Source organism: Enterovibrio gelatinilyticus, from assembly GCF_028683095.1.
Classification (GTDB): domain Bacteria; phylum Pseudomonadota; class Gammaproteobacteria; order Enterobacterales; family Vibrionaceae; genus Enterovibrio; species Enterovibrio gelatinilyticus.
Genome location: NZ_JAJUBC010000012.1, coordinates 1 through 16,960, shown reverse-complemented (window position 1 = coordinate 16,960; position 16,960 = coordinate 1). Strand labels below are relative to the sequence as shown.

The 16,960-nt window shown below is 46.5% G+C and carries 15 protein-coding genes and 1 pseudogene; 9 read left to right on the top strand and 7 right to left on the bottom strand.

Annotated features, from left to right (window positions below):
• Nucleotides 1–376: 376 nt before the first annotated feature.
• The 3 genes from LRP50_RS11790 to pedF form a co-directional block, all read right to left on the bottom strand.
• Nucleotides 377–2,143 (bottom strand): PQQ-dependent methanol/ethanol family dehydrogenase, encoded by a 1,767-nt coding sequence (locus LRP50_RS11790; protein WP_274164667.1) that lies wholly within the window; start codon nt 2,141–2,143, stop codon nt 377–379.
• Nucleotides 2,144–2,276: 133 nt separating this feature from the next.
• Nucleotides 2,277–3,317, bottom strand: a complete 1,041-nt coding sequence (locus LRP50_RS11785; protein WP_274164785.1) for a substrate-binding periplasmic protein — start codon at nt 3,315–3,317, stop codon at nt 2,277–2,279.
• A 93-nt stretch (nt 3,318–3,410) separates the two neighbouring features.
• On the bottom strand, nt 3,411–3,863 hold the full coding sequence (pedF, locus tag LRP50_RS11780) for a cytochrome c-550 PedF (RefSeq protein WP_274164666.1): 453 nt from the start codon (nt 3,861–3,863) through the stop codon (nt 3,411–3,413).
• 282 nt (nt 3,864–4,145) lie between these two features.
• On the opposite strand from pedF, the gene LRP50_RS11775 reads away from it, so the two are divergent.
• From LRP50_RS11775 to LRP50_RS11760, 4 genes are read left to right on the top strand one after another with little or no spacing between them, the layout of a single operon-like run.
• Nucleotides 4,146–5,288 carry an ABC transporter substrate-binding protein gene (locus tag LRP50_RS11775; RefSeq protein ID WP_337992915.1) on the top strand — a complete coding sequence of 381 codons (1,143 nt, stop codon included), beginning with the start codon at nt 4,146–4,148 and terminating at the stop codon, nt 5,286–5,288.
• A gap of 12 nt (nt 5,289–5,300) precedes the next feature.
• On the top strand, nt 5,301–6,278 hold the full coding sequence (locus LRP50_RS11770; RefSeq protein WP_274164664.1) for a PQQ-dependent catabolism-associated beta-propeller protein: 978 nt from the start codon (nt 5,301–5,303) through the stop codon (nt 6,276–6,278).
• 6 nt (nt 6,279–6,284) lie between these two features.
• Nucleotides 6,285–7,013: an ATP-binding cassette domain-containing protein gene (locus LRP50_RS11765; RefSeq protein ID WP_274164663.1), complete on the top strand. Its 729-nt coding sequence runs from the start codon at nt 6,285–6,287 to the stop codon at nt 7,011–7,013.
• Complete coding sequence (locus LRP50_RS11760; RefSeq protein ID WP_274164662.1) at nt 7,010–7,798, top strand: ABC transporter permease; 789 nt, start codon at nt 7,010–7,012, stop codon at nt 7,796–7,798. Before LRP50_RS11765 ends, LRP50_RS11760 begins: the two co-directional genes overlap by 4 nt.
• 111 nt (nt 7,799–7,909) lie before the next feature.
• Here the strand turns inward: LRP50_RS11760 and LRP50_RS11755 are convergent, their stop codons facing one another.
• From LRP50_RS11755 to dusA, 3 genes are all read right to left on the bottom strand, one after another.
• Nucleotides 7,910–8,560 carry a TIGR04219 family outer membrane beta-barrel protein gene (locus LRP50_RS11755; RefSeq protein ID WP_274164661.1) on the bottom strand — a complete coding sequence of 217 codons (651 nt, stop codon included), beginning with the start codon at nt 8,558–8,560 and terminating at the stop codon, nt 7,910–7,912.
• A gap of 164 nt (nt 8,561–8,724) precedes the next feature.
• Nucleotides 8,725–8,991, bottom strand: coding sequence for an envelope stress response protein PspG (gene pspG, locus LRP50_RS11750; protein WP_274164660.1), 267 nt, complete (start codon nt 8,989–8,991; stop codon nt 8,725–8,727).
• Nucleotides 8,992–9,193: 202 nt separating this feature from the next.
• Entirely contained in the window at nt 9,194–10,174 is a 981-nt protein-coding gene (dusA, locus tag LRP50_RS11745; RefSeq protein WP_274164659.1) for a tRNA dihydrouridine(20/20a) synthase DusA, read from the bottom strand.
• Between the two features lie 241 nt (nt 10,175–10,415).
• On the opposite strand from dusA, the gene LRP50_RS11740 reads away from it, so the two are divergent.
• The 5 genes from LRP50_RS11740 (at nt 10,416) to LRP50_RS11720 (ending at nt 16,587) form a co-directional block, all read left to right on the top strand.
• The gene (locus tag LRP50_RS11740; RefSeq protein ID WP_274164658.1) at nt 10,416–11,501 is read left to right on the top strand and encodes a site-specific integrase; all 1,086 of its coding nucleotides are present in this window, start codon (nt 10,416–10,418) and stop codon (nt 11,499–11,501) included.
• A 273-nt stretch (nt 11,502–11,774) separates the two neighbouring features.
• Nucleotides 11,775–12,842, top strand: a complete 1,068-nt coding sequence (locus tag LRP50_RS11735; protein WP_274164657.1) for a site-specific integrase — start codon at nt 11,775–11,777, stop codon at nt 12,840–12,842.
• Between the two features lie 157 nt (nt 12,843–12,999).
• Nucleotides 13,000–13,623 carry a recombinase family protein gene (locus tag LRP50_RS11730; protein ID WP_274164656.1) on the top strand — a complete coding sequence of 208 codons (624 nt, stop codon included), beginning with the start codon at nt 13,000–13,002 and terminating at the stop codon, nt 13,621–13,623.
• Nucleotides 13,624–14,152: 529 nt separating this feature from the next.
• Nucleotides 14,153–15,700 (top strand): ParB/RepB/Spo0J family partition protein, encoded by a 1,548-nt coding sequence (locus LRP50_RS11725; RefSeq protein WP_274164655.1) that lies wholly within the window; start codon nt 14,153–14,155, stop codon nt 15,698–15,700.
• On the top strand, nt 15,700–16,587 hold the full coding sequence (locus LRP50_RS11720) for a DNA adenine methylase (protein WP_274164654.1): 888 nt from the start codon (nt 15,700–15,702) through the stop codon (nt 16,585–16,587). The genes LRP50_RS11725 and LRP50_RS11720 overlap by 1 nt, the downstream gene beginning before the upstream one ends.
• A 28-nt stretch (nt 16,588–16,615) precedes the next feature.
• Here LRP50_RS11720 and LRP50_RS11715 read toward each other — a convergent pair.
• Nucleotides 16,616–16,960, bottom strand: a pseudogene (locus LRP50_RS11715) (AAA family ATPase); the annotation flags it as partial.

Sequence of the window (16,960 nt, the reverse complement as noted above, 5' to 3'; positions counted from 1 at the left end):
TCTCTGTGTCGTCCCTAACATGTTTATTCGCAACAGTGTCAGGCGTTGTAGATAGAGTATGAAACTCTCACCGGATCTCTCCATCGCTCCATGGTTGGCAAAATCTCATACTTTGGAGGGAGATGAAGAGTGTGGGTGACGCACAATCCGACGATTTACGGGCCCAGCGGTTAGATGGAACACCCGTCAGACTGGCTTTTTTGATGGCAACTCAAGCGATCATTTACACACTTCGAGCTCATCGCCATGGCACTGAATCCATAGCACTGAAGTTGAACGCAAAACACGAAAATGCCGAGCTTTTGCTCGGCATGATTCGATGTTACGCATATCCTTATTCAGCGAGAATTATCCCACCGAGAATACGTACGACGGTTTAGCTTTTTGGCAATTTGAACGTCCACACCATACCGCCTTGGTTGAAGTTCTTCACACGTTTCGCCACATCGCCACCCCAAAGTGGCACCGCGCCACCCCAGCCTGACAAGACGGAAATGTATTGTTCACCGTCCATTTCCCATGTGACGGGGCTACCGACAATGCCGGAGCCAGTGTTGAACTTGTAGAGCACCTCACCCGTTTTATCATCCAATGCGAGCAAGTAGCCCTCAGGGTTACCCGTGAATACCAAACCGCCCGCCGTGGTTAACACACCGCCCCACAATGGCGCGTAGTTTTTGTATTCCCACACGCGCTCACCGGTTTTCGGATCATAGGCACGCAGCACGCCAATGTATTCTTCGTTCAGAGCTTTAATGGTAAAGCCCGCTCCAAGGTACGCAGCGCCTTTTTTGTAGGCGACCGGCTCATTCCAAATGTCCATTTGCCATTCGTTCGCTGGCACATAGAACAAGCCCGATTTTTGGCTATACGCCATCGGCATCCAGTTCTTACCGCCTAAGAAAGACGGTACCGCTACCACGGTTTCTCCCTGCTTACCGTCTTTAACATCATTGGGATCGCCAGGACGATTGTCCTCAACATACTGAGGTCGGCCTTTGTCATCGAGCCCCGTCGCCCAGCTGATCTTGTTGACGAATGGGAAGCCACGAATGAAATCACCATTGGTGCGATTCAGTACATAGAAAAAGCCATTTCGGTCAGCGGTCGCCGCCGCTTTGACTTGTTTGCCGTTTTCGGTGTAATCGAAGGAAATGAGTTCGTTCACACCATCAAAATCCCAACCATCATGTGGCGTGGTCTGAAAGTGCCACACAATTTTTCCGTCATCCGGGTCGATCGCAAGGCGAGATGAAGAGAAAAGGTTATCCCCCGGACGCATATGTGAGTTCCACGGGGCAGGGTTGCCCGTGCCAAAGAACAGCAAATCGGTATCAGGATCGTATGTGCCGCCTAACCAAGGCGCTGCGCCACCGCTTTTCCACAGATCAGCTGGCCATGTTTGTCCCGGCTTTCCACCTGAAATCCCGTTTTCGATTTTTTTCCCGTCTTTGTAGACGTAGCCCATGTGCCCTTCAACCGTTGGACGCTCCCACACCAACTTACCTGTCTTCGCATCATACGCTCGCACTCTTCCTACAATCCCGAATTCACCACCGGATACACCTGTAATCACATTGCCTTTCACAATAATGGGCGCAGCGGTGATCGAGTAACCGTCTTGGTAGTTATCAACGGTTTTCTTCCAGCGAACTTTGCCGGTTTTCGCATCCAAAGCGACAAGTTTGGCGTCTAACGTCCCGAAAATCACCAAATCGTCATACAAGGCAACACCACGGTTGATCACGTCACAACATGGCATGATGCCATCAGGCAAACGCGCATCGTACTGCCACAGTTCGTCACCCGTGTTCACATCAATGGCGTAAACACGAGAATACGAACCTGTCACGTACATGACACCGTCTTTGACCATGGGCTGACTTTCTTGCCCACGTTGTTTTTCACCGCCGAGTGAGAATGCCCAAACAGGACGAATTTCTTTTACGGTGTCGCGGTTTATCGAATCAATAGGACTGTAACGCTGCCCTCGAAGCCCGAGACCATAAGTCACTATATCCTCAGGGGTTTCCTGATCGGCGAGGATGTCTTCGTCCGTGACACCCGCATAAACCGGTGTGGCGGTTAACGCGAGTGATAGCGCAGCATAAATGCCGCAGCGTTTAAATGACTTTGCTGTCATGGGAATACCTCATTGTTGGTTCACTGCTTGGGTAAGCTTGTCGTGTGGTTGTTGTCATGCCTGTTGCTGCCGCTAATGGGCTCTGTCGATAAAACAGACAAGCAGGCGCGAAATGTCTTGTCGTCACAACACCTCAAGGAACATATGCCACCGTATTGCTTGCTTGTGGTGAAATGCCCTCTTCGACGTCGTCTTCTGGTTCAGGTAGATAACGGCTCGGCAATTGATAACGAAGACCGTATTTTTCACCCCAACGCAAAACATCGCCGTTTTGTATGTGTGCGACCACGATGTCTTCCAGTGCATATGCCAACTGACGGTAGTTTGTGTGCACTGCGATACCAAGTTCCCACTTGGCCCGACCAAGTAAAGGGAAAGCCAGTTCGGTGAGTTGCATGTCGCTGACGTGCAAGTTGCTGGTGTTGTTACTTATTTGGGGATGGCGAGATGGCTTTACCTGTTGAGCGCCTGACGACGCATTTTTTTGGATGGGATTTCGTTGAATGACATGGTGTGAGGCTGAGGATAAGGCGATATGGTTGAGCCATTGCAGCTGCGAACTCATGCCCAGCACCATGCCAACATCACCTTCCGTGAGCGCGGAAAACGCATCTTCCACGGAAGGAAATGTTCGGCTGTTGTCGCGGAAGCGGCCGCCGTATGCGGTGGTCAAATAGACTTGCGGTACGGTATCCACTTCCACGCCAACGGGGTGATACATAAAACGTGCGGCGGTTTGAGGCTTATCAAGCTGATTGGCATCATACGCCAGCAACCAACGCTCTTCCTGGTAAGGCGCAAACATATGCACCAGCTCGTGCGCAGGTAATCCAAGATCGTCACGTTGCATTGCGAATTGTCTGTCATAAGGCACTCGCATCATCACATCAGCTTTCACACGACGACCGTCTTCGCTGGTCAGATTCATGCCTTTCCACAAGTAGTTACGCATGTCGTCTTCCACCGTTTCATCCGGTGTCATCCAATGCAGCTTCAATGTCACGCTCAAGCCTTTAGCCAAAGCCTTGGCCAGCTCAATATCAACACCTGCGGGCGCTCCTTGTTCATCGACAAACGAGTAGGGAGGGAAGTCGCGATAAACCGCGATGGTGATCTCCCCCCTCGCCTGAATGTCGTCATAGGACAGCGCAAAGGAAGGCCCTGCCTGCAGCATCCATGCCGCTAGCAGTGTTGAGAAAAAAGCGCGCACCCGCATTTGCAATCGCATGGATGTGACGTGACCAAATAGGATCATCTTCGCCTCCTGTTAGCCGTTTTCTGGCGCCACAGATTCAAGCCAAGTACGAATGGCCCACAAGGCTTCTTGATTGAGATGCTCTGTCATTTTTGGCATGTAAACCGCCCCATTTCGCACAGCCCCGTTTTGCACGCGGTAGATATACCACTCATCCCCATCGTAATCGGGCGACAACAAACGAAGATCTGGGGCAATACCGCCAGAGATCCCTTCAAGGCCATGACAACGTGCGCAGTTTTGGTTATAGGCCGATGCCCCGATGCGCTCGATTTCGCCGCGCACATCACCCGTTTGTTCACGATAAGGATTGGTCTCTGTCCATTCAGAGCCCAATACGGGAATGCTGGAGGTATCAATAGATTGTGGGGTGACATCGCCATGAGCGAAAACCAGTTGTGACCCAAGAGCCGCTACGAGAGCGACGGCGGTGACTAAGCAAATATTGCGTTCAACCTTTTCCATGTTGCGCTAACTCCTCTTTCAACCAGTACGTTTTTAAAACACGCTTTATTCGGTACTGGGAGAAGTGTAGGAGCGGCAATGCATTGAGAACATGCTACAAAAGCGGGGATATTTCTCATTCTTTGGGAGGATTTTTTTAAAACAGAGACCCCTTGTTTGGAAAAAGAAGACCACACTGCTTACAGTCATAACGGAATTTGATACGGAGCGATTCAGTCAATGGATAGACATGATTCACAGGTCAGAAATCATTTTACACCGTGGTTTATATCGCTGATTGCTATGCTTTTTTCGTTTATGTCACAGGCCAGTGTTAACGTCGACATCGGTCTACTTCGACAGCCCGTAGATACGTCTACGTCAGCGCCTGTTTACCTCCGAGAGCCTGAAAACAACGGAGAAGCAGGCGCCACATTGTCGATCAGTGATGCCAATGGCACAGGCAAGTTTTTAGGTCAGAAGTACACGCTGCGCGTTGAAACCAACGCTGACAACAATCAACTCAGCACCACCGCAAACCAGTGGTATCAAAGCGGCGTGCGTTTTTTCTTAACCGATCTCGACACACCATCGTTCGTTGCCTTACGCCAAGCGCTACCGGACGACGCCGTTCTGCTGAATGTCGGCAATCAAGACGATGCGTTGCGCACGTCAACATGCCTACCCAACACCTTACATTCCGTGCTTAGCTATAGCATGCGCGCTGATGCCATCGCCCAATGGCTAAGGGTTCGTCGTCTCAATCGCGTCTTTTTAGTCACGGGAACCACGCCTGAAGATGAGGCATTTTTAGCCGCCGTCAAACACACATTGAACAAGTTCAACCACAAGGTAGTGGCAGAGAAAGTATGGAATTTTGATACCGACCTTCGCCGCACGGCATCAGCAGAATTGCCTGTGTTTACCCAAGCGAGCGATTACGACGTGGTGTGGGTTATCGATGAAAGCAATCTGTTTGGACAGCATTTGCCTTACAACACTTGGTTGCCTCGCCCTGTGGTTGGCACGCATGGTCTTCGCGCCGATGGCTGGCACTATGTGATTGAACAATGGGGCGCGGTGCAACTTCAGAACCGCTTCAGCGAACTGTTTTCCCGATCCATGAGCGCCAAAGACTACGCGGCGTGGGTGGCCATTCGCTCAATCAATGAAGCAGTGACCGTGTCCAATACGGCCGATGCCAACCTCTTGCTGCCTTTTATTCTCGGCTCCCAATTTCAGCTGGCAGCCTACAAGGGTCGTAAGCTCACGTACCGTCCGTGGAATGGGCAGCTTCGCCAAACTGTCCCACTGTTTGACGATCAAGCGCTTGTCACCTCCGCGCCATTTGACGGGTTTTTGCACCCCCGCAACGAATTAGATTCTTTGGGCGTTGATCGCGCACAAAGCCAATGCCGCTTATACCCTTCCTTCGATAACGAATAAGGACGTCACGTTATGACTCTAACTCGAACCCTGCTTGCTATGACGCTTGCCGCCATGCTGGCAACGCCAGCGATAGCCAAAGAATTGGCCTATGTCGCCAATGAGAAAGACGATACCCTGAGTGTGATTGATATGGACACGATGGAGGTCATCAACACCATCTCTGTAGGCGATCGCCCGCGTGGTATTGAAGTCAGCAAAGACGGTACGCAACTGTACATTTGCGCCAGTGAATCTGACACCGTACAAGTGCTCGATCTGGCGACCAATACCTTGGTGGGTGAATTGCCGTCAGGGGAAGATCCTGAACTATTTGCCCTTCATCCGGATGGCAAACGTCTTTACATCGCCAACGAAGATGATGCCTTGATGACGGTGGTCGACATTCCAAGCGCAAGTGTGATCACGCAAGTTGAAGTGGGTGTCGAACCCGAAGGGGTCGCCGTCAGTCCGGATGGTAAAATGGCCATCATTACCTCCGAAACCTCCAACATGGTGCACTGGATAGACACAGAATCTAATACCATGGTGAATAATACCTTGGTGGATGCGCGTCCTCGCTACGCAGAGTTTACACCTGATGGCAAACAGCTTTGGGTTAGCGCCGAAATTGGCGGCACGGTATCGGTCATTGATACTGACACCAAGGCCATCATCAAAAAAATCGGTTTCGCGCCAAAAGGCATCCACAAAGATAAAGTGCAACCCGTTGGGGTACGTATTACGGCAGACGGTAGCACCGCATTTGTCGCATTGGGCCCTGCAAACCATGTCGCAGTGGTCAACACGGATACATTAGAAGTGGAAGACTACCTGTTGGTCGGTCGCCGCGTTTGGCAAATGGCATTTAATGGCGCTCAAGACAAACTACTCGCCACCAATGGCGTCAGTGGTGATGTTTCCATTATCGACGTACCCAATCGTAAAGTGCTGAAAACCGTTAAAGTCGGTCGATACCCTTGGGGCGTCGCTGTCCAAGGCGCGAACTAACTGCCCATGATTGAGGTCAGCGATCTTACTCACCACTACGGCGCGCGCCTTGCGCTTAATGATATTTCCCTATCTCTCGGGCAGGGATTACACATGCTGCTTGGCCCTAATGGCGCAGGAAAAAGCACCTTGTTTTCATTACTGACTCAACTGACTCCAAGTCAGCAAGGCGACATCAAATTACTCGATAAAACTCCGAGTAGAAAGACCATGGCAAAGCTGGGCGTCGTGTTCCAGCAAAGTACGTTAGACATGGACCTCACGGTGGCGCAAAACCTCAGTTATTACGGCGCGCTGCATGGTTTCAGCAAAGCACAAAGTATGAGTAAAGCTGCGCCCTTACTGGCGCACTTTTCTCTGTCAGATCGCTTACATGACAAGGTGCGCTCATTGAATGGCGGGCATCGCCGCCGAACCGAACTGGTTCGCGCTTTGATGCACTCCCCGTCAATACTGCTATTGGATGAACCCACCAGCGGGCTTGATCCCAAAGCGCGTAAATCTCTGTCTGATGCGGTGCGCGCCCTTTGTGAACAGCAGCCTCTGTGTGTGCTTTGGGCAACGCATTTAATTGAAGAAGTGGATGACGATGATGATGTACTGATTTTGCATCGCGGAAAGCTGCAGGCACACAACAAAGCCAGCACGCTGCGCACTCTGCATCAACACCCGACATTGGCAAAAGTATTTGCCGCATTAACCCGCGACAATGACAACTCGGAGATAGCCCAGTGACCTATTGGTATGCCTTTGTAGGAATATGCTATCGCGAATGGCTACGCTTTTTTTCTCAGCGAGCACGCTTCGCAGCGAGCCTTGTCAGGCCACTTCTGTGGCTTGTTGTGTTTGCGGCTGGGTTTCGCGCGGCGCTTGGCATTGCCATCATGGAGCCCTATGCCACTTACATCAATTACGAGGAATACATTCTCCCCGGATTGTGCGCCATGATCTTGCTGTTTAATGGCATGCAAAGCTCTTTGTCGATCGTCTACGACCGTGAAATGGGCAGCATAAAAGTGCTACTTACCAGCCCGCTTCCAAGGCCATTTCTGTTACTTTCTAAACAAGTCGCCAGTGCATTAGTAAGCGTACTTCAAGTCGGCGCATTTCTTGTCATCGCAGCGTTATACGACCGGCCACTTGAGCCCATGGGGTATGTTATGGCTATTCCCGCTCTGTTTCTCACGGCCTTGATGCTCAGTGCGCTGGGGATTGTGATTGCCTCACGCATTCGCCAATTGGAGAATTTTGCTGGGGTGATGAATTTCGTCATCTTTCCAATGTTTTTCCTTTCCTCTGCACTCTATCCACTTTGGAAAATGCAAGAAGCCAGCGTCTGGCTCTATGATCTCTGCCGCTTCAACCCTTTCACCTTTGGTGTGGAATTGATCCGATTTGCGCTATACCAACAACTCAATGTTACGGCATTACTCGTGGTGTTCGGTTGCACCTTGGTATTTGTTGCTTTAGCCGTGGCAGGCTTCCAGCCGACGCGAGATCAGGGTAAGGGAAAAAAATAGGAGATCGGAAAGAAGAAAGAAGAAGAAAACGGCGCAGCTGCCAACGCCAATATCTAGTCATAAAAAAACCGCGCCGATGCGCGGTTTTCAATACTTCATTGCTCAGGGCAATTAGAAGTTCAGTTCAACGCCACCGAAGAAGCCATCGTTCATGAACTTGCCGTTGTTAGCGCCAAAGTAGTTGAAGTCGTAATCTTGAACACGGTAGCCCGCTTTAAAGTTCAGATCCGCAGCAACAAGACCTAGCGTAAACAAAACACCCGCTTCTGCGTCTACTGTGCTGGTTTCGTCGTAGCTACCAAAGCTGAAGGTACCGAACAGAGACACTGGCGTTGCAGGAATGCCTAGACGCACATCACTGTATACTGCTGGCTGCCACTCATCAAACTGATGAACACCAAAGTTACCATCAAATTTCTGCAGATTTAGACCGATATCGAAAGAGATCAGATCGTTATCCAGAATCTCGTAGTAGGCAATAAGATCGTACTGAGTGAAATCAACGTTCGGCGTGTTAGCACCTTTAGAATCAACACCGGTGTAACGGATTTTCGCGTTAGGAACCAGTGGGATAAAGTGCTCAAATGCCACGTAGTAAGAGCCCTGAACACTTGTATCATCAGCACGCACGTCGTTGATTTTCGCATCTGCATACCAAGCATCAACACCCGCTTTAGCACCCAAAAGCACTGCAGCTTGTGCAGGCATTGCAAAAGTTGCGGCCACTGCCAAAGCAGCAAGAGAAAGGTTTAGTTTTTTCATTGAAAGGGCTCCGCCTAACATTTTTCGGTTTATGGTTTGCGAGCACTATAGCAAAACTGATACAAAAATTCCGCACAAACTGCCGGATTTTTATGCGGAATCATCAATATAAACCTAGACACGATCAGGAGAGCCAGCCCCCTGATCGTCGCGCACATCGTCACCTAGTAGCGACGCGCTCGTGCATTACAGCGTGAGCGTTTGTAGCAGTAATCACGGGCATTTTGTGCCGTTTTATCACGCCCTTTCAACAACCAAATCACAACTGCAATCAAGAGGATCCACGGCAGCATTTTAAACACTAGCCCAATCATACCGGCCAGCGCCATGACAACAAAACCAACAACCATCGCGGCAATCACACCGATAAAGCTGATCCCTGTCGCTAACAATGCAATGGTGAATCCCACCAGAAATAGAAACTCAATCATCAGACCCTCCTAAGGTACTCAGTGACAATTCTTATACTGAAAAGGGTATTGCACGAAGCAGGCCAACTTTTAAAGTTTATATTTTTCAATAAGATAATAAAAAAGGCGTTATCCAAAACAGATAACGCCTTCGAAGAATTGGTAAATCACACCAACTAGTGCGGTATTTTTAACCACTCATCATTTCACAGACATGATGCCGTTAAACATTCAACTCAGCAGGAATTTTTGCCAATGCCGCTTCTAGCACTTCCACGCCGGAGCCTGGCTTGTGTGCGTTTTCACTGATGTATCGACGCCATTGACGTGCTCCAGGCATGTTTTGGAACATGCCCAGCATGTGACGGCTGATATGATTTAAGTAAGAACCTTTGCTCAACTGCTCTTCAATGTATGGGAACATGGCTTTAACGGCATCGCTGCGTTTAATGATAGGCGCGTTGCTTCCAAACAGACGCTGATCCACTTCAGCCAGCATGTACGGGCTTTGATAAGCTTCACGACCTATCATCACCCCATCCATAAATTTCAGGTGTTCTTCCGCTTCGTCGAGAGATTTGATGCCACCATTAATGCCCATTGTCAGGTGCGGGAAATCTTTCTTCAGTTGGTAAACGCGTGGGTAATCCAACGGTGGAATTTCACGGTTTTCTTTCGGGCTCAAACCTGAAAGCCATGCTTTACGTGCATGGATAGTGAAGTTGTCACAGCCTGACTTTTCGTTAACAGTGCGCACGAAATTCACCAAGAACTCGTAACTGTCTTGGTCATCAATACCAATGCGGGTTTTCACCGTGACGGGAATATCCACCACTTCTTTCATTGCTGACACACATTGGGCCACCAACTCAGCTTCACCCATCAAGCAAGCACCAAAACGGCCGTTCTGTACACGATCTGACGGACAACCGACATTCAGGTTAATCTCATCATAACCGCGCTCAACCGCCAACTTGGCACAGGTCGCCAGATCCGCTGGATTTGAACCGCCCAACTGCAACGCAACAGGATGCTCTTCTTCATTGAACAACAAAAAGTCGCCTTTGCCATGAATGATCGCGCCCGTTGTCACCATCTCGGTATAGAGCAACGCATTCTTTGACAATATACGGTGGAAGTAACGGCAATGGCGATCGGTCCAATCCAGCATCGGAGCGACAGAAAAGCGGGCAGTAGGATACATAGTTAATTTCTCACTAAATTTCAGCGTCTTAGCTATATATTCCACTATAGCGAAGAAAAACAAATCTCAATGGTGACTCGCTTTTTGTCCCCAAAATGTCCCCCAAGGGACAAAACAGGGGACACGAAAAGAGCGTGCGAGCTTGGGAGGCGGGATTATACATACCGCCATCGGGCGCTTCAAATTTAGTCAGCTTAATAAGCACCAACAACCTCTCCATTAACTAACGGAGAGTCAAAACATGGCAACAGTATCAATTGAAAAAATCGCGAGAAAGAACGCAACAAAATTCAAAGCAAGAGTTCGTCTGACTAACAAAGGAAAGCGGCTATTCGAACAGTCAAAGACTTTTACCACAGAAAGGCAAGCCAAGTCGTGGGCAAAGCAGTTGGTCAAACAGCTAGATAGCGAGGGAGTCCCTCAAGAAAAAACAGCACCTAAGACCATACTAATTGGTGACCTAATTACTGAGTATCTCAACGATCCCATTACTTCTGCTGATTTAGGTCGTTCAAAACATGCCGTGCTCAGCCGTCTGAGAGCATACGACATTGCTCTTGTGCGTGCTGATTTACTTACTGCAAACGACCTCGTCAATCATTGTCGAGTCCGCAAAGGAGAGAATAGTAGCCCTCTGCCTCAGACCATTTACCACGATATCACTTACCTAAAAAGCGTGATTGATGTGGCTGGTCCTATGTTTGGTTATGAAGCCAACACAAAGGCACATGATGAAGCTATTCCGTCACTGGTCAGATACGGACTAATCGGCCGCAGTCAACGCAGAGAACGACGTCCAACAAAAGACGAACTAGAGATTATGGAGCGTGGCCTAGCAAAGAGGCAATCACATCGCTGTGCCCATATTCCTCTCGTCGATATTTTCCATTTGTCGATTTTGACCTGTATGCGTCTAGGTGAAATCACACGTATCACTTGGAGAGACGTTGATCTTTCAGCTTCGACTTTGACTATCCGAGATCGCAAAGATCCAAGAAACAAACGCGGCAACAACTGCACTATTCCTTTGTTTCCAGAAGCTCAGGCCATTGTTGAGCGCCAGCCTAGAAATGAGAATTGCATCTTCCCCTATAAAAAGGAATCAATTGGTGCCGCTTGGCAGCGGGTCTGTATAGAAGAAGGCATTGAAGACCTTCGCTATCATGACCTTCGCGCAGAGGGAGCGTGTCAATTGTTCGAGCGTGGACTCAACATAGTGGAAGTTTCTAAAATCACAGGTCATAAAGACATCAATGTGTTGAACAATGTTTATCTTCGATTGGGCGTAAGTAATCTTCACAGCCCTCGGGCGATGAAAAAACGCTAATTTTTATTATTTTTTGAGATATGACTCGAGAAGTGGGATGAGTTGAATTTTATAACTTGATCTTAATTATTGAAATTTGTAGTGCGATTTACACTCAGGTGTTATTCATCGTCAAGACCGTTTTTAACAGGCTTTAACCCTTTTCGAATATGCGTATTTTTCAGGAAAAAGCCCGCAATTTACATGCTAGATGTACCCGATTGCGAGCTTTTTCCTGAACCCATATTATCCATCTCAAACGAAATCCCCGCATTTTCCTGAGGCTTGGATCATTTGGCGACAAAAGCTATTGAGCAAGTAAACACCCAACGAGGCACGAGATATAAAGCTCGGGTAAGGGTGACCTCAGGTGGAAAAACACTAGAGCAGTGCTGTAAGACGTTTGATACCTACCAAGAAGCTGACAAATGGGCAACGAAGGCTAAACAAACTGCGGAAAGAAAGGGTGTTGAGGGGCTACGTGAAATCAAGATGACTAAGTCTATTTTAATCGGTGATGTCATCGAGATGGTATTAAACAATGAGCCAACTTCGAATCACTTAGGGCGATCGAAGGAGGCGAACCTAAGAATGCTGCTCACGTATCCCATAGCCAAACTTCCTGCTGACTCTTTGACTGCACAAGATCTATTTGAACATTGCAAACTCAGGCGCGAAACAGTGAAAGCTCAAACAGTGTCCCATGATATTTCGAACTTGTGTACAGCCCTTAAGGATGCCAACACATTTTATGGTATCCCGACTGATCGCACTGCTTTTGACAGTGCACGTTCATCTCTCCAAAGGCATGGGTACATCGCCAGAAGCGCTGAACGTAGTCGGCGCCTTAAATCAGGCGAACTTGAGCAAATTTCCGGTGCTTTGAAAGCAATAAATACTAATTCAAAGCAACGCATTCCTCTTCAAGACATTATGGAAATAGCAGTCGATATTGGATTAAGGCTTGGTGAAATATTAAAGCTACACAGAGACGACATTTGCAAAAAAACACGCACAATTACGGTACGCGATCGAAAGCACCCCAAAAAAAACAAACGGCATACTGATATCTTGGACGTGTCAGATAAGTTATTAGATTTATTACTTAATCAGCCAGAAAGAGAGGATAACTTACTGTTCCCATATAGCTCCAAAGCTATCGGTTATAAGTGGCGCAAGCTAACTAAAGACCTCGGTATCGTTGACTTGCGCTTCCACGATCTCCGGACTGAAGCGGCATGCCGTATGTTTGAGGCAGGATTAAGTGCTATTGAAATATCTAAAATCACGGGTCATAGAGATATAAACGTTTTGAATAACCACTATCTTCCGCTATGTGCTTCACTACCCAAAGCTGCATGAACGGTGTCATTGGCTACAAGACGATGTGTGTGCTTTTAGTTAGTACCTAATGACAACATCCACCAGCATCAAATATGTGGTCATACGTGTATTCTTTTAATTGGCAATCTGATTTTGAATATCTTACGTTGGCTACACAAACTAAAAGAATACAGCAATGACAGAAATCGCCTACCTACGAGTATCCACGAAAGACCAACAGATCGTTTCGCAAGAAGTCGACATCCGGAAACAGTTCCCCAACGCTCAAATCATGCCAGAAGAACATGGTACAAGTGGAACGGTTCCCGCCGCCGAAAGAGTCGTATTATCAAGGCTAATTGACCCCATCCTTGGGCTTCGCAAGGGTGATGTCCTCATCGTCTGGTGGGTAGATAGAATCGGTCGTGACTATGAAGATGCTGAACGAGTAATACGCGAATTGCTTATTCGAGGCGTAATCATCAAGACCTTAAACCAATCACGCACGTTTGCTTACACTGGTGACACCATGACTGACATGATCACTAATATACAAATTACGATGATTACTGCTATGGCAGCAGCAGAACGTGAAACCCGTCTAGCGTCAGCGGAGGCTGGCAGAAGAGCATTACGTGAGTCCGGTAACTGGGGAGAGGCATTTCAAGGGCGCAGACCCAACTCAGGCAAGATGAAGGGCAAGCACGAGCAAATACTCACGCTCCTATCGGCTGGTCACTCTATACGCAAAACCTCTGTTTTAGCTGACATTTCAATATCAACGGTTCAGAGAGTTAAGAAAAACCATAACCTGACTTAGAGATACGCCCTTTGTTGATGACAAGTGCAGAACGCTGAGATGCTTCTAAGCACAATAGCTGCGGGATGAGCGCTAAGCTCGATATCCGTATCAGTGACATAGCTCTTCTAAGCCTAAGGCGGCTGTCATCTGTAGCATAGAGTTGGCTTGCTATTGTAGTGGACAATTCATTCAGAACAGAAGGAAATCGGCCTAATTTACTGTCTCGAATGAGTTGACCGCCACATTAAGAGCTCTATGGAACCAAGATTCTTAGCCAGATTGAGAATAATTCGAAGTAAAAGAACTTGATTTTTTATGCGAGTTAAATGCAATTGAGACTCCAAGGTCACCCTGAACCGCTCCTTGAGTTTCAAATGAACATATAAATGACCAATACCATTGTTCTTACAAACAGTAAATAATACTACACAGCAGTGATTCTTTGTTCTGTATGAGATTAAACATCCAAAATGATAAAAAATGTGCTTAACATACGCCTTTATATGTATATCATCACATTATATATGCAATAGAAGGTTTATGAGACATGGCCGGCAACACAAATAAGTGGTGGGAGAAGCGAACACCACGTTCTGTTGATTATCTCAAATTATGGCAAGAGAACCCTCGTTTTGATACGGCAGAAAGTCAATCAAGAATCAAACTTGCTGATTTTGCGGAAGAGATTTGCAGTGAACCTTCTGATAAAACGGGATTTTTTGAGTTAATAAAGTCAATTGTCAAGCTTGGCTTTATGGATTTTGAACCTATTGTTGTTTGGAAAGATGAAAATAATCGTTATGTGGTAGCAGAGGGGAATCGTCGAATTTTGGCGCTCAAATTACTTAGAAGCCCCGACAAGGCACCTAAATCGATACGTAAGTTTATATTGCAACAGTCACATTTAATCGTTCGAAAAGAAATCGAAAAGGTACAAGTATGTGTAGCACCAAACCTTGAAGCTACACGCTGGTATGTATTACAACGACATTCAACAAGCTCAATTCAAAAACCTTGGCAGCGTTTACAACAACAACGCTTTATCGTGGGTTTATATGATGAATACAATCAAAATATAGAAAAAATTATATCTATCACAGGCTTCACTCGTTCGGAAATCATTCTAGCGTTACGATATGTTCAGCTACGTGACCTTGCTACGCGAAAACAAGTCACAGACCTCATGAGCATCGAAGAAAAGGAATTGATATATAGTAATAGAATATCAATGACTATCCTTGAACGGTGGTTTGCGAGTGAGTCAGTTCGTGAGCGCTGGGGAGTTCAGTTTGATGGTATGAAGGTTAAGATCACCTCGAACGAGGAAAGTTTCTTACATGCATATGGTAAGTTTTTAAAGTTGATGTTCAACGTTGAGCCGAACGATTTGAGCTTTGTTGTGAACACCCGTTCGATTCCTGAAAAGAACGAAGAAATTTTCAAGGTACTACCTGAGGTCACCTTTCCTAAAACACAAGAAGAAACAGTGCTAAATACATCTATTCCCCCTGAGCAACCACCTCAAGGGAAAGACAATGATGTTACAGGTCAATACCTTAGTAAAGAGGTACCAGAGCATAGTGATAACAATGGTGATAGTAAATTGTCTTTGGTCGTGAACTATCCACCGGTAAAGCATAAGAACGATAGGCGTCGCATGGTCACACCACAGACAACTATAAATGTACATAGTGCAAAACTTAACAGTCTATTTAATGAGCTGAAAAAAGTGCCTGTTCACCTTTATACGCTTTCAGCATCGATTACTTTACGAGTGTTCCTAGATCTTTCAGTAGACGACTTTATTCGTCGAAATGGGCTAGAGAAGAGTGTGGCCACACAGTACAAGAAAGACTACAATCATACTATATTGCAGCAACGCTTAAAGTTTCTGTGCGATAACCATGTGGGTGAAACACAAGCTAACAAGGTTATTAGTAAGCTTCTTCAGCCGAAAAATGAACATAGCTTAGACACGCTAAATAGTTATATGCATGGGCATGAAACCCACAAAATTGATTATAGATTTGTAAACGGCTTTTGGGATATGCTTGCGCCCCTGCTCAAAGTCCTAATTGAACTGAAGGAAAGATAATGTTTCATTCACCGCTAAGGTATCCGGGTGGTAAGTCAAAACTTACTGCTTACGTCGTCGAAACTTTGAAGCTCAACGAGCTTGAAGGAGGAACGTATGTGGAACCATTTGCTGGTGGATGTGCAATTGCATGGTATTTGCTATTAGAAGGGCATGTTGAGAGCGTTTGGATTAACGATCTAGACCCTGCTATTCATGCTTTTTGGTACAGTGTGATAAACCGTACAGACGAACTATGTCAGCTTATAGAAGATACAGAAGTAACCATTGAAGAATGGCACAGGCAGAAAGCAATCTATACCAATGACAGGACAAACTCTCTTCAGCTAGGGTTTGCAACGTTTTTCTTAAATAGAACCAATCGTTCTGGAATTATCAAAGCTGGTGTAATTGGTGGTTTAGAGCAAAATGGTAACTACTTGTTAGATTGCCGATTTAACAAAGAGAGATTGATTGATCAAATTAAAGCTATTTCAGTACGTAGACGTAATATAATTCTAACTAATCTTGATGCTACGCAGTTTATAGATGAATATCTTCCTTCAATTGATGGTCCATGCTTAGTCAATATTGATCCTCCTTACTATGTTAAAGGTAAAGGTCTATATCAAAACTTTTTTGAGCATGATGACCACTACTGTTTATTCAGAAGTGTGAAAAACATCCAGCACCCATGGATTGTAACATATGACGATGCGCCTGAAATATGTGGGATTTATGCCGAATTTGAGCCTCAAGTCTTTGGGTTAACATATACGGCACAAACAAAAAGGAAAGGTTCTGAAATAATAATACATAGTAAAAAAACAAAAAAAGTATTATTTAAACCTGATGTTAAATTTAATGAAATTAAAAAACTACAGCGGTTAGGAAAGGAGATATTTTAATAAAAGCCCCGATTAACGAGGCTTTTAATTATTTCAGAGCGGATTCATACACATTTTTGAATTGTTCTACGAAGATCTTTTTATGTTCAGGTATAGTCTCTAAGTAGTGTTTATATACGTTGTTAGCCCCTCTCCCCCAGCCCCCTAATTTTACTTGTTCTAGATACCATTTTTTTGCAGTAACTCTATTTGCTTTGATATCTTCTACATCGTAGTTTTTAAAGCAAACTTGATGTGAATAGTGAGCATTTTTCTGCCTCCAAAATGGGTGCGCGTCGGGCAGTGCGTCAAGGAATTCTGCCAATAAGCTCTCAGGGTTCAAGTCTCCTGGTAGGCATATATAGTTTTTTAGTGTTGCAGAGCCCTTGGGCAG